We start from the raw sequence: 12,562 nt of genomic DNA on the forward strand, positions 1-12,562 counted from the left end.
AATTCTAAATTTGTTGCTATTGATGTCAACTTCTAGACTTTGCCTCCACCAGCGCTGACGATCCGAACGGCGCGGCAAGGAGACAAAGCGATGGTCGAGAAACTGATGGGGCTGCCGCGCTCGCGCACGGTGGTGCATCCGGGGCCTTTCCGGCCCGTGCGCATCGATCGCATGCGCGACCAGAAGGGCCGGCACTTCCGGCTTGCGCTGCCCGGCGGCCGCACGCTGCACGAGAGCCTCGTGCAGGCGCTGGCGGACGAAGGCGTGGCCAGCGCATCGATGACGCTGATCGGCGGCGAGCTGGCCGAGCTCGGCTTCTGCCTTGCGTTGCCCGATCCCACGGGCCGCGTGCTCGCCACCTACGGCGCGCCGCACACGGTGCAGGGCGCCTGCTTCATCTTCGGCAACGCGACGCTCGGCAGCTCCGCCGGCGGCACGCCGGTGGTCCATTGCCACGGCGCCTTCCGCACCGCCGACGGCGCGGTGCGCGGCGGCCACATCCTGACCGACCGCACGGTGGTCGGACGGCGCAGCGTCACCGCCGTGGTCACCGCGCTCGACAGCTTCGAACTGCGCGTGGTCTACGACGACGAAACCCGCATGCCGCTGATGCGGCCCCAGGCCAGGCGCATCCATGGCTGAGATGCGCATGATCGAAAGCGGGTGCATGGGCCGCGTGGCCTATGCGCGCATCGCACCCAACGAAGACCTCGTCTCGAGCGTCGAGAAGCTCTGCCTCGCGGAAGGCTTCGGCCATGCGTTCGTGCGCGGCGCGCTGGGCAGCCTCGTCGATGCCTGCCTCGAGCGCGCCGACGGTTCCTGCCAGGTGATCCGCGGTCCGGCCGCCGAGATCGTGAGCCTGGCCGGCGAGGTGCGTTCGCAGCCCGACGGATCCCTGCGCGCCGCGCTCACCGGCGTGGTGGCGGACACGCACGGCCACCTGTATGGCGGGCCGTTCGTGGCGGGCGCCAATGCCGTCTGCGTCACCTTCGAAGTCACGCTCGAAGAGTGGCTGCCATCGCCGGGCAACAACTGATCTCATTCACTGCAGAAACTCCCATCCATGACCGAACTCTCCGCTTCATCGTCTTCCCGCGTCGCCGTCGTCACCGGAGGCGCGCGCGGCATCGGCCTGGCCATCGGCCGCTGGTTCCTGGCGCACGGCTACAGCGTCGCGCTGCTCGACGTCGACGGCGCCACGCTCGACCAGGCGGTGGCCGAAGTCGCGCAGCCCGCGAAGCTGCTCGGCCTGCACTGCGACGTGTCGAAGCCGTCGCAGGTCGAGAGCGCGGCAAAGGCCGTGGTCGAGCGCTTCGGCCGCGTCGATGCGCTGGTCAACAACGCCGGCGTGGCGGTGTTCAAGCCGGTGCTCCGGACTTCGTTCGAGGAATGGCGCACCGTGCTCGGCACCAACCTGGACGGCGCCTTCCTCTGCACGCAGGCCTTCGGCGCGCTGATGGTCGAACGCGGGAGCGGCGCGGTGGTGAACATCGCCTCCATCTCGGGCCTGCGCGCCAGCACGCTGCGGGTGGCCTACGGCACCAGCAAGGCGGCGCTCATCCACCTGACCAAGCAGCATGCGGTGGAGCTGGGCAACGCCGGCGTGCGCGTGAACGTGATCGCGCCGGGGCCGGTGGAAACCGAGATGGCCAAGCTCGTGCACAGCGTGGCGATCCGCTCCGACTACTACGACACCATTCCGCTCGGCCGCTACGGCACGCCGGAGGAAATGGCCAACGCCGTGGGCTTCCTGTGCAGCGACGAGGCGAGCTTCATCAACGGCCAGGTGCTGGCCGTCGATGGCGGCTTCGATGCCGCCGGCGTCGGCCTGCCGACCCTGCGCCGGGGCATGCCCGTGCCCGCCACCGACCACGCCTGACAAGGAGAAGCGCCCAATGACCACCAACGCCTGCATCATCGGCTGGGGACACACGGCTTTCGGCAAGCTCGATGCCGCGGAGAGCGAAGCGCTCATCCGCTCGGCGGTCGAGCCCGCGCTGCAGACCGCGGGGCTCGCTGCGGCCGACATCGACGGCGTCTTCGTCGGCCATTTCAACAGCGGCTTCCTGCCGCAGGACTTCAGCGCGTCGCTGGTGGGCCTGGCGCTGCCCGAGCTGCGCCATGTTCCTGCGGTGCGCATGGAAAACGCATGCGCCACCGGTTCGGCCGCAATCTGGGCCGCGCTCGATGCGGTGCAGTGCGGGCGCGTGCGGCATGCGCTGGTGGTCGGCTTCGAGATCATGAACGCCGTGCCCGGCCCGCGCATTGCCGAGACGCTGCTGCGCTGCTCCTACGTGAAGGAAGAGGGCGAAACGCCGGCGGGCTTTGCCGGCGTCTTCGGCAACATCGCGGGCGGCTACTTCGAGCGCTTCGGCGACCAGAGCGATGCGCTCGCGGCCATCTCGGCCAAGAACCACGCCAACGGCGTGCACAACCCTTATGCGCACATGCGGCGCGACCCGGGTTTCGACTTCTGCCGCCAGCCGTCGGAGAAGAACCCCTTCGTCGCGGGTCCGCTCAAGCGCTCCGACTGCTCGCTGGTTTCCGACGGCGCGGCGGCGCTGGTCATTTCGGCCGAGCCGGTTGCGTCGGCAACGGTCCCGGCGGTGCGCTGGCGCTCGCGCACGCAGGTCAACGACTACCTGCCGCTGTCGCGCCGCGACCCGACCCGCTTCGAGGGCGCGGCGCTCGCGTGGCAGCAGGGGCTGGCCGCGGCGGGGCTCTCGCTGCATGACCTGGGCTTCGTCGAGACGCACGACTGCTTCACCATCGCAGAGCTGCTCGAGTACGAAGCCATGGGCCTGGCGCCGCACGGGCAGGGCGCACGCGTGATCCTGGACGGCGTGAGCCGCAAGGACGGCAAGCTGCCCGTCAACCCGTCGGGCGGACTGAAGTCGCGCGGCCATCCGATCGGCGCTACCGGCGTGTCGCAGCACGTGATGGCCGCGATGCAGCTGGCAGGCCTGGCGGGCGACATGCAGGTCGGCTCCGGCAAGCCGGGCGCGGTCTTCAACATGGGCGGCGCCGCGGTCGCCAACTACCTGAGCGTGCTGGAGGCGGCATGAGCCAGGCGCGGGCGATGAACCTGTCCGCGCTGCTGTCGCAGACGGCCGCGCTCTTTCCCGATCGGCCGGGCCTGATCCAGGGCGAGCGGCAGAGGACCTGGCGCGAGATCGATGCGCGCGTCGATGCGCTGGTGCAGGCGCTGCGCGCGCTCGGCCTGCGGCCGGGCGACAAGCTGCTCGTGATGTCGCGCAACAACCCGGCGCTGTTCGAGAGCTGCTGGGCTGCCTTCCGCCTGGGCGCGGTGTGGGTGCCGGTCAACTTCCGGCTCACGCCGCCGGAAGTCGCCTACCTGGGCAGCGCCAGCGAGGCCAGCGTCATGCTGGCCGAGGACTGCTTTGCCGAGCATGTGGAGGCGGTGAAGGCCGCGTCTTCGCATCTGCGCTCGGTCGTCACCATCGGTCTTCCGCGCGCGGATGAATTCGGTTATGAAGCGCTGCTCGCGGCCAATGCCGGTGCGCCCGCGGCGATGGTGCAGGTCGATGCCGACCAGCCGCTGTGGTACTTCTACACCTCGGGCACCACCGGCCGCCCGAAGGCCGCCGTGCTCACGCACGGGCAGATGGCCTTCGTCGTGGCCAACCACCTGGCCGACCTGATTCCGGGCACCACCGAGCACGACTGCTCGATCGCCGTCGCGCCGCTGTCGCATGGCGCGGGCATCCACGCGCTGCTCAACGTGGCCCGCGGCGCCGCCACCGTGCTGCTCGCGTCCGACAGGCTGGAGCCGGCCACCTTCTGGGCGCTGGTGGAGCGGCACCGCGTGACCAACGTCTTCACGGTGCCGACCATCGTCAAGATGCTGGTGGAAGACCCGGCCGTCGACCGCTTCGACCACGGCTCGCTGCGCTACGTGGTCTATGCGGGCGCGCCGATGTACCGCGCGGACCAGAAGCGCGCGCTGCAAAAACTCGGCAAGGTGCTGGTGCAGTACTTTGGCCTGGGCGAAGTCACGGGCTGCATCACGGTGCTGCCGCCGGCCATGCATGCCGCCGACGACGACGATCCGAACGCGAACATCGGCTGCTGCGGCCGGGCCCGCACCGGCATGGAGGTGGCCATCCTCGACGCGTGGATGCAGCCGGTGCCCGCCGGCACCGTGGGCGAGATCTGCTGCCGCGGACCGGCCGTGTTCGCGGGCTACTTCAACAACCCCGAGGCCACCGAGAAAGCGCTGCGCGGCGGCTGGTTCCACACCGGCGATCTCGGCCGCATGGATGCGCGCGGGCTGCTCTACATCACGGGCCGCGAATCGGACATGTACATCTCGGGCGGTTCCAACGTGTACCCGCGCGAGGTCGAAGAAATCTTGCTGATGCATCCCGCCGTGCGCGAGGCGGCGGTGCTCGGCATCGCGGACGAGAAATGGGGCGAGGTGGGCGTGGCGGTGATCGTCGCTTCGCAACCCGGCCTCACGGCCGAGCAGCTGCTGCAGCACCTGGACGGCCGCTGCGCGAAGTACCGCTGGCCGCGGCACATCTTCTTCTGGGATGCGCTGCCGAAGTCGGGCTACGGCAAGGTCGCCAAGGCCGACATCCGCAAGCAGTTGCTCGAACGCGGTGACGTGAAGGAGGCCGCCACCACCTGAGCGCACCCATCGACGCCGCCCCGCACGAGCAGATCCATTCACAAAAGGACCAGGAGACAAAAAATGAGCATCACCCGCCGCACCGTGCTGCGCTCGACGGCACTGGCCGCCAGCCTCGCCGTTCCCATGCACCGCGCCTTCGCGCAGAAGGCCGAGTTCAACTACAAGTACGCAAACAACCTGCCGGTCACGCATCCGCTCAACATCCGCGCCAAGGAGATGGCCGACGCCATCCGCGCCGAGACCGGCGGCCGCGTCGACATCCAGATCTTCCCGAGCAACCAGCTGGGTTCCGACACCGACGTGCTGAGCCAGCTGCGCTCGGGCGGCGTGGAGTTCTTCACGCTGTCGGGGTTGATCCTTTCCACGCTCGTGCCTTCGGCGTCGATCAGCGGCGTGGGCTTTGCCTTCAACGACTACGCGAGCGTGTGGAAGGCGATGGACGGCGAGCTGGGCGCGCACATCCGCCAGCAGATCGCCAAGGCCAACATCGTGCCGATGGAAAAGATCTGGGACAACGGCTTCAGGCAGATCACGTCATCGAGCCGGGCCATTGCCGCGCCGCAGGACATGAAGGGCTTCAAGATCCGCGTGCCGGTGTCGCCGCTGTGGACCTCGATGTTCAAGGCGCTCGACGCCGCGCCCACGTCCATCAACTTTGCCGAGGTCTATTCGGCGCTGCAGACCAAGATCGTCGACGGGCAGGAGAACCCGCTCGCCATCATCGCGACGGCCAAGCTCTACGAGGTGCAGAAGTACTGCTCGCTCAGCAACCACATGTGGGACGGTTTCTGGTTCCTGGCCAACCGCCGTGCCTGGGACAAGCTGCCCGCCGACCTGCGCACCGTGGTGGCCCGCCACATCAACGCGGCCGGCATGAAGGAGCGCGCCGACGTGGCCGAGCTCAACGCAGGGCTGCAGAAGGAACTGGCCGCCAAGGGCATGGCCTTCAACCAGCCGGACGCAGCCGCCTTCCGCGACCAACTGCGCAAGGCCGGCTTCTACAGCGAGTGGAAGGCCAAGTACGGCGACGAGGCCTGGGCGCTGCTCGAGCGCAGCGCGGGCAAGCTTGCATGAGCGGGCCGGCCCTCGGCCTGGCGGCCGGCGCGCGGGTCGATGCGCCCCGGCTGTCGGCCATCGAGCGCCGGCTCGGCATGCTGGTCGACATGGCGGCCGGCGGCCTGGTGCTGGCCGACGTGGCGGTGCTGCTGGCGGGCGTGCTCGCGCGCTTCGTGTTCCACAGCCCGCTGGTCTGGTCCGACGAGCTCGCGTCGATCCTGTTCATCTGGCTCGCGATGCTGGGCGCGGTGGTCGCGCTGCGGCGCGGCGAGCACATGCGCATGACGGCGCTGGTTTCGATGCAGCCGCCATCGCGGCGTCCGTTGTTCGAGGCCTTGGCGCTGTGCGCCTCGCTCGCCTTCCTGGCGATGGTGGCGTGGCCGGCCTGGGAGTACGCGTCGGAGGAGCGCTTCATCACCACGCCCGCGCTGAACATCTCGAATGCGTGGCGGGCCGCGGCGCTGCCGGTGGGTGTGGGCCTGATGGGCCTGTTCGCGGTGCTCAGGCTGCTGCGCGACGTGGAGTGGCGCATCACGGCCAAGGCGGTGGCGATCGTCGTCACGCTGGTCGTCGCGTTCACGCTGGGCCGCTCGGTGTTCCAGGAGCTCGGTCGGCTGAACCTGCTGGTGTTCTTCGTCGGCGTGGTGCTGGCGGGCGTGCTCGCGGGCATTCCCATCGCCTTTTCGTTCGGCCTTGGCACCTTCGGCTACCTGGCGCTGGCCACAGACACGGCGCTGCCGGTGATCGTGGGGCGCATGGACGAGGGCATGTCGCACCTGATTTTGCTCGCGGTGCCGCTCTTCGTGTTCCTTGGCCTGCTGATCGAGATGACCGGCATGGCCAAGGCCATGGTCGCGTTTCTCGCGGGCCTGCTGGGGCATGTGAAAGGCGGGCTGTCGTACGTGCTGGTGGGCGCGATGTACCTCGTGTCGGGCATCTCGGGCTCCAAGGCAGCCGACATGGCGGCGGTAGCGCCGGCGCTTTTTCCCGAGATGAAGCAGCGCGGCGCGAGCGAGGGCGAACTCGTCGCGCTGCTGGCCGCGACAGGCGCGCAGACCGAGACGGTGCCTCCCAGCCTGGTGCTGATCACCATCGGCTCGGTCACGGGCGTGTCGATTGCCGCGCTGTTCACGGGCGGGCTGCTGCCGGCCGTGGTGCTGGGCCTGATGCTTTGCGTGGTCGTGTACTTCCGCTGCCGCGGCGAGGACCTGCGCGATGTCGTGCGCACGCCGTGGCGCGAGGTCGGTCGGCTGGCCGTCGTGGCGTTGCCGGCGCTGGCGCTGCCGTTCGTGATTCGCGCGGCGGTGGTCGAAGGCGTGGCCACCGCCACCGAGGTCTCGACCATCGGCATCATGTACGCCGTGGTCGCGGGGCTCGTCGTGTACCGGCAGTTCGACTGGAAGCGGCTCGGGCCGATGCTCGTTGCCACGGCGTCGCTCTCGGGCGCCATCCTGCTGATCATCGGCACCGCGACGGCCATGGCCTGGGGCCTCACGCAATCGGGCTTCTCGCGCCTCTTGGCCGAAGCGATGACCGGCCTGCCCGGCGGCGCGCCGATGTTCCTGGCGGTGTCGCTGGTGATCTTCGTGGTGCTGGGCAGCGTGCTCGAGGGCATTCCGGCCATCGTGCTGTTCGGGCCGCTGCTGTTCCCGATAGCTCGGCAGTTGGGCATCCATGAGGTGCACTACGCGATGGTGGTGGTGCTGTCGATGGGCCTCGGCCTGTTCGCGCCGCCGCTGGGCGTGGGCTACTACGCGGCCTGCGCGATCGGCCGCGTGCACCCCGACGCGGGCATCCGGCCGATTGCGGGCTACATGGTGGCGCTGCTGGTGGGGACGATTGCGGTGGCGGCGATTCCCTGGCTGTCCATTGGGTTTCTTTGAGGGGCCCGGACCTGCTATCAAGGGTTGGCAGCTTTGCCCCTGGCGCTTGGAACTCGGGGCAGCAAGGCCTTGATGCGCTGGCGGAGCAGCGCGGGTGTCACAGCAGGCGTCATTTGCAGCACCGCCATGCAGCGGTCCATGCGTCCGTGGCGTGTCAGCAGCGCGTTCACGGCCTTTGCCAGATCGCTGTCGATGCTGCTGCCGTAGGCCTGTCTGGCCTTGGCCGCCGCGCGGCGCAGCAGTGCGGCACCAGGGTGCATCATGGCCAGGTCGATGATGTCGCGGCTGAAGACGCTGTCGTCGGCCCAGCGATCCGAATTTGCAAGCAGCTTGCTTGCGGCCATGTCCAGTACGGTGAGCGTCGCAATGTCGCCGATGCAGTCTTGCTTGCCTGGCACATCGAGTTCGATGCGTGCTTCGAGCACGATCTCGAACTTGATATCCACGTCACCCACACGCACCATCGAGCGGATGCCATATTGATCGGCGCGAAGTTCGCCGGTCTGCTGGATCTTTGCCCCCTTGCGGGCCAGTGCGCTCAGCCCCTGCTCACCGGTCAGCAGCTGGCGCAGCTGCCGGTAGCCATCGATATCGGAAACGAGGAAGTCGATGTCCACCGACTCGCGGTACTCGCCATAGCGAAGCGCGATGGCCGTGCCGCCGCCGAACAGGCAGTGGTTCTCGACAAGCAACTCGGCATCGAGCATTGCAAGTGCCTCGGCGACCCGTCGGTGGTGCGGCCGTTCAAACATGCAGCGGCTTCCTGCCCAATGCGCGTGCCAGTTCGTCGAGCAGTTGCCGCTCCCGCGCGTCGAGCGCCGATGCGTCGACATGGCGCCAGTTGCGTTCGTAGGTGGCCCAGGCCTCTGCAGGCGTGAGCTCGGTATCCGGCGCCAACTGCCAGGCGAGCCGGCGCAGTTGGGGGTAATCGGAGATTCGAACGCCGCCCGCAATCGGCGCCGGGGGCGCGGATTGGGTTGCCGGGACCACGTCGACATCGAGCCCCAGCGCGGCGAGGGCATTCATGTAGGCCCCCATCGTGACCGAGGGTTCGCCGCGTTCGATTCTGTGCAGTGTCATGCGGGACACGCCCGCAGCCTCCGCCGTTGTGGTGGCGCTGACTTTCAGGGCCTTGCGGCGAGCGTGGATGCGCCGGCCGAACGCTGCAAGGCGGCGATCGGCCGCAGGGGCGAGGGGTGGAGCTGCAGAAGGCATATATGTATCTCATATTAGACAAAATTGGGGAATTTGTCCAGAATGAGAGGCATAAATCGGAGCTCTGCTGCATCCAGCTCGGAGCCCGCGTTCAACCGTCGGCCCGGCGCGTGCCCGCCCGGCAACACGGACCCGATCAATCGACCTTGATGTTGTTCGCCTTGATGAGGCGGCCCCAACGTTCGCGCTCGCCCTTCACATACGCGGCCATGTCGTTCGGTGTGCCTGGCAGTCCTTCGACGCCGAGCGCCAGGAAGCGGGCTTTCACGGGGGCCGAGTTCAGTGCATCGACCAGCGCTTTGTTGAGCTTCTCGACCGTCTCTGCGGGCGTGGCGCTGGGCACCGCCAGTCCCTGCCACGCATAGGCCTCGTAGTCGGCGAGCCCCTGCTCCGCGAGGGTCGGCACGTCGGGCAGCGTCGCGATGCGCTTTGCGCTGGCAACGCCGATTGCCTTGACCTTGCCGGCCAGCACAAACTGGTTGCCGCTGGCGGTGTCGACCATCATGAAGGGCACCTGGCCGCCAAGGATGTCCTGCATTGCCGGCGCCGCGCCGCGGTAGGCGACGTGCGTCATCGCGATGCCGGTCTTTTCGCGCAGCAACTCGGCGGCCAGGTGGTGCGGACTGCCGGCGCCGGCCGACGCGTAGTTCACGCCGCCCAGCTGCGCCTTGGCCCACGCGATGAACTCCTTGAAGTTCTTCGCCGGCACCTGCGGGCCGACCACCAGCACGAGCGGAAAGCGCGCCAGCATGCCGACCGGCGCAAGATCCTTCTCGGCGTTGTAGCTGAGCTTGGAAAAAAGGAAGGGGTTGGCTGCAAGCGTGGCGAAGTCGGCCGTCAGCATCATGCTGCCGTAGTCCTTCGAGCGGGCGGCGTAGTCCGCGGCAATGTTGGTCGCCGCGCCGGGCTTGTTGTTGATGACGATGGGCCGGCCCAGGCTCTTTGCCATCGTCTCCGCGGTGGCGCGCGCCACGGAGTCGGAGCCGCCGCCCGCGGCGTAGCCCACCACCCATTCGATGGGCTTGCTGTCCTGCGCGACGGCGAGATGGGTGCTTGCGGCCAGCGCGAGGCCGGTCAGGAAAAGGCGAATCATGGGTTTGTCTCCGGTGGTTGTGATGGGTGCTTTCACTTGCGTGCTGCGGCGGCGAAGGCCTCGCGCAGCACGGGCAGCGATCCGATGTGGTTGGCCAGGACCAGCAGCAGCCGTGCGTTGAAGGCGTGGCTCTGGTCCGTGGAGAGGCCCTGGTGCGCTTCGATCAGCGCCTCGTAGAAATCGTCAGGGGCTTCGATGTTCGGTGCGGTCGTCAGCTGTTGCGCGGTAGTGGCTTGCGGCATGGCAGGAATCCTTCAGGCGTTGCAAAGCGCGCGATCGAGCGCGGCGCGCACGAGGCCGGCATCGGCGCGGCGCCAGCGTCCGCACACGTGCTGGTCGGGGCGCAGCAGGTAGAGCGTGCCGGCACGCGCGTCGTAGCGCCGGGCTGCCAGCGCATGGGCTTCGTCGGTCGGGATGCGCACCGTCTCGATGGGCACGCCGGCGGCGGCGCCGGCCGCGGCCGCAGCGCGGGCCGCGCGGTCCGCGACCTCGCCGCTGCCGAACACCACGGCCGTGAACGCGCCGCTGCCTGCTTCCTGCAGCAGCCAGCCCGCGGTGCCGTCGGCGCGGACCAGCGGCGCATCCGCCGCCACGGCGCCCGGCACCATGCACCCCTCGAAGGCGTCGGCGTCCGGCGTGTTCAAGGCCGAGGTGTGCAGCGTGGCCGGCACCGACAGGCGGCCGCTGTTGACCAGGGTGCGCGCAAAGGCGTGGCGCTTGGCAAGTTCGAGCACCGCGTCGCGGAACAGCCTGCTGACCTCGCTCTTGGGCGTGATGAAGTCGGTGGCGCGTGTCGAGTGGAGGATGTTCTCGTCGGCCGCGTACTCGCGCTCGTGGCCGTAGCTGTCGAGCAGTGCGTCGGGCGCCTGGCGCTGCAGGACCGCGGCAAGCTTCCACGCCAGGTTCTCCGCATCCTGCACGCCCGAGTTGGCACCGCGGGCGCCGAACGGAGAAACACCGTGCGCAGAATCCCCGGCGAAGAACACGCGGCCGTGCCGGAAGCGGTCCATCCGCAGGCAGGAGAAGGTGTAGACGCTGGCCCATTCGAGATCGAACTGCGCGTCTTCGCCCAGCAGCGCCTTCACGCGCGGAATGATCTTCTCGGGTTTCTTTTCTTCCTCAGGATCGGCGTCCCAGCCGAGCTGGAAGTCGATGCGCCAGACGTTGTCCGGCTGCATGTGCAGCAGCACGCTCTGGTTGCGATGGAATTCGGGGTCGAACCAGAACCAGCGCTCGGCGGGCCGGTCGAGCTTCATCTTCACGTCGGCGATCAGGAAGCGGTCCTTGAACTGGCGGCCCTTGCTTTCCAGCCCGAGCAGCGCGCGCATGCTCGAGCGGCTTCCGTCGCAGGCCGCGACATAGACGGCATCGAGCTGGTAGGGCCCGTCGGGCGTCTCGACCGTCAACGCGACATGGTCCGCGTGCTGCACGGTGCCCGCGACCTTGTTCTTCCAGCGCAGGTCGATCAGCGGCAGCCCGGCCGCGCGCTCGGCCAGGAAGCCTTCCACGTAGTACTGCTGCAGGTTGACGAAGGCGGGGCGCGCATGTCCGGTTTCCGGCAGCAGGTCGAAGCTGTAGATCTCCTCGTTCCTGAAGAACACGCGGCCGACGTTCCACGACACGCCCTTGCCGACCATGCGCTCGCCGCAGCCGAGCCGATCGAAGATCTCGAGCGTGCGCTTTGCAAAGCAGATGGCGCGCGAGCCGGTGGACAGCGCGTTGTCGTTGTCCAGGAGGACCACCGGAATCCCGCGCTGCGCCAGGTCGATGGCCAGCGCCAGCCCCACGGGGCCTGCGCCAATGACGGCCACCGGGCGGCGTACTGGCGCAGCGGCGTCCTGGTCGGGGTGGCGCTTGTAGTCGAAGCGCAGGCTTTGGTAGTCGATCACGTGGTGTCTCCTTGTTCTTGTATTGCTCCTTCCCCCGCCGGGGGAAGGCTGGAATGGGGGCTCAGCGGCGCTCGAAATTGGCGCTCTGCGTGCCCCCCACCCCAACCCWCCCCCGGAAGGGGAGGGAGCAAGACGATCAGCCTTCCAGCGTCTTCCACATCTCGATGTCGCGCTCGGCCGTCCAGATGCGCGGGTCCGGGTGCTGGGTCGCTTCGTCGTAGCAGCGCGTCACGTCGAAGGGCATGCAGTGGTCGAAGATGACCCAGTGGCCGTACTTGGGCTTGAGCTGCGCGAAGGTGTCCTGGTAGACCGCATGAAGGTCCTTGCCCGCGGCCACGCCGGCTTCGACGCAGGCGCGCACGTCGGCAATGAAGCCGCCGGTGGCCCTGAGGCCGGCGGCCACCTGCGCCTCGCCCAGCAGGGCGGGGCCGCGGCCCGGAACCAGCGCGGCGGGTTTCAGGGCCGCGAGGTTCTCGAGCGTCTGCGGCCAATCCTTGAAATAGGCATCGCCGGCGTAGGGGGTGGCGTCGAACTCGACCAGGTCGCCGCTGAGCAGCACGCGCTCCTGCGGCAGCCAGACCACCGTGTCGCCCTTGGTGTGGCCGCGCCCGAGTTGCAGCAGTTGCACCTCGAGCTTGCCGAGCCACAGCGTCATCTTGCCGGTGAAGGTCATGGTGGGCCAGGTCAGGCCCGGCGGCACCGTCTCGACGTTCTGGAACAGGCGCGGGAAGCGGCCGATCTCGCTGGCCTTGTCCTGTTCGCCGCGCTCCAC

General features: G+C 68.6%; 13 protein-coding genes. 7 read left to right on the plus strand and 6 right to left on the minus strand.

Annotated elements, in window-relative coordinates:
• Positions 1-90 precede the first annotated feature (90 nt).
• The 7 genes from AC1DSC_RS17100 to AC1DSC_RS17130 all read left to right on the plus strand — a co-directional run bounded on the left by AC1DSC_RS17100 (position 91) and on the right by AC1DSC_RS17130 (position 7,593).
• Positions 91-642 (plus strand): PCC domain-containing protein, encoded by a 552-nt coding sequence (locus AC1DSC_RS17100; RefSeq protein ID WP_015865725.1) that lies wholly within the window; start codon positions 91-93, stop codon positions 640-642.
• The gene (locus AC1DSC_RS17105) at positions 635-1,036 is read left to right on the plus strand and encodes a PCC domain-containing protein (protein WP_015865724.1); all 402 of its coding nucleotides are present in this window, start codon (positions 635-637) and stop codon (positions 1,034-1,036) included. Before AC1DSC_RS17100 ends, AC1DSC_RS17105 begins: the two co-directional genes overlap by 8 nt.
• 27 nt (positions 1,037-1,063) lie before the next feature.
• Positions 1,064-1,879 (plus strand): SDR family oxidoreductase, encoded by an 816-nt coding sequence (locus AC1DSC_RS17110; RefSeq protein ID WP_015865723.1) that lies wholly within the window; start codon positions 1,064-1,066, stop codon positions 1,877-1,879.
• 16 nt (positions 1,880-1,895) lie between these two features.
• The gene (locus AC1DSC_RS17115) at positions 1,896-3,065 is read left to right on the plus strand and encodes an acetyl-CoA acetyltransferase (RefSeq protein ID WP_478131832.1); all 1,170 of its coding nucleotides are present in this window, start codon (positions 1,896-1,898) and stop codon (positions 3,063-3,065) included.
• Positions 3,062-4,651 carry an acyl-CoA synthetase gene (locus tag AC1DSC_RS17120; protein ID WP_436288646.1) on the plus strand — a complete coding sequence of 530 codons (1,590 nt, stop codon included), beginning with the start codon at positions 3,062-3,064 and terminating at the stop codon, positions 4,649-4,651. The genes AC1DSC_RS17115 and AC1DSC_RS17120 overlap by 4 nt, the downstream gene beginning before the upstream one ends.
• A 63-nt stretch (positions 4,652-4,714) precedes the next feature.
• The gene (locus AC1DSC_RS17125) at positions 4,715-5,728 is read left to right on the plus strand and encodes a TRAP transporter substrate-binding protein (protein WP_015865720.1); all 1,014 of its coding nucleotides are present in this window, start codon (positions 4,715-4,717) and stop codon (positions 5,726-5,728) included.
• Positions 5,725-7,593 (plus strand): TRAP transporter large permease, encoded by a 1,869-nt coding sequence (locus AC1DSC_RS17130; RefSeq protein ID WP_436288647.1) that lies wholly within the window; start codon positions 5,725-5,727, stop codon positions 7,591-7,593. The genes AC1DSC_RS17125 and AC1DSC_RS17130 overlap by 4 nt, the downstream gene beginning before the upstream one ends.
• 17 nt (positions 7,594-7,610) lie before the next feature.
• Here AC1DSC_RS17130 and AC1DSC_RS17135 read toward each other — a convergent pair whose 3' ends face one another.
• The 6 genes from AC1DSC_RS17135 to AC1DSC_RS17160 form a co-directional block, all read right to left on the minus strand.
• Positions 7,611-8,345 (minus strand): nucleotidyl transferase AbiEii/AbiGii toxin family protein, encoded by a 735-nt coding sequence (locus tag AC1DSC_RS17135; RefSeq protein WP_418147856.1) that lies wholly within the window; start codon positions 8,343-8,345, stop codon positions 7,611-7,613.
• A complete protein-coding gene (locus AC1DSC_RS17140) occupies positions 8,338-8,808 on the minus strand; it encodes a helix-turn-helix domain-containing protein (protein WP_418147858.1) in 471 nt (156 codons plus the stop codon). The genes AC1DSC_RS17135 and AC1DSC_RS17140 overlap by 8 nt, the downstream gene beginning before the upstream one ends.
• Before the next feature lie 136 nt (positions 8,809-8,944).
• Positions 8,945-9,901 carry a Bug family tripartite tricarboxylate transporter substrate binding protein gene (locus AC1DSC_RS17145; protein WP_418147860.1) on the minus strand — a complete coding sequence of 319 codons (957 nt, stop codon included), beginning with the start codon at positions 9,899-9,901 and terminating at the stop codon, positions 8,945-8,947.
• Between the two features lie 32 nt (positions 9,902-9,933).
• On the minus strand, positions 9,934-10,143 hold the full coding sequence (locus tag AC1DSC_RS17150) for a DUF2783 domain-containing protein (protein WP_418147862.1): 210 nt from the start codon (positions 10,141-10,143) through the stop codon (positions 9,934-9,936).
• Positions 10,144-10,155: 12 nt separating this feature from the next.
• The gene (locus AC1DSC_RS17155) at positions 10,156-11,790 is read right to left on the minus strand and encodes an FAD-dependent oxidoreductase (protein ID WP_418147863.1); all 1,635 of its coding nucleotides are present in this window, start codon (positions 11,788-11,790) and stop codon (positions 10,156-10,158) included.
• A gap of 136 nt (positions 11,791-11,926) precedes the next feature.
• Positions 11,927-12,562 (minus strand): MBL fold metallo-hydrolase (locus AC1DSC_RS17160; RefSeq protein ID WP_478131833.1); only part of this gene is annotated, 636 nt, incomplete at its 5' end.

Source organism: Variovorax sp. 01N425, from assembly GCF_056399465.1.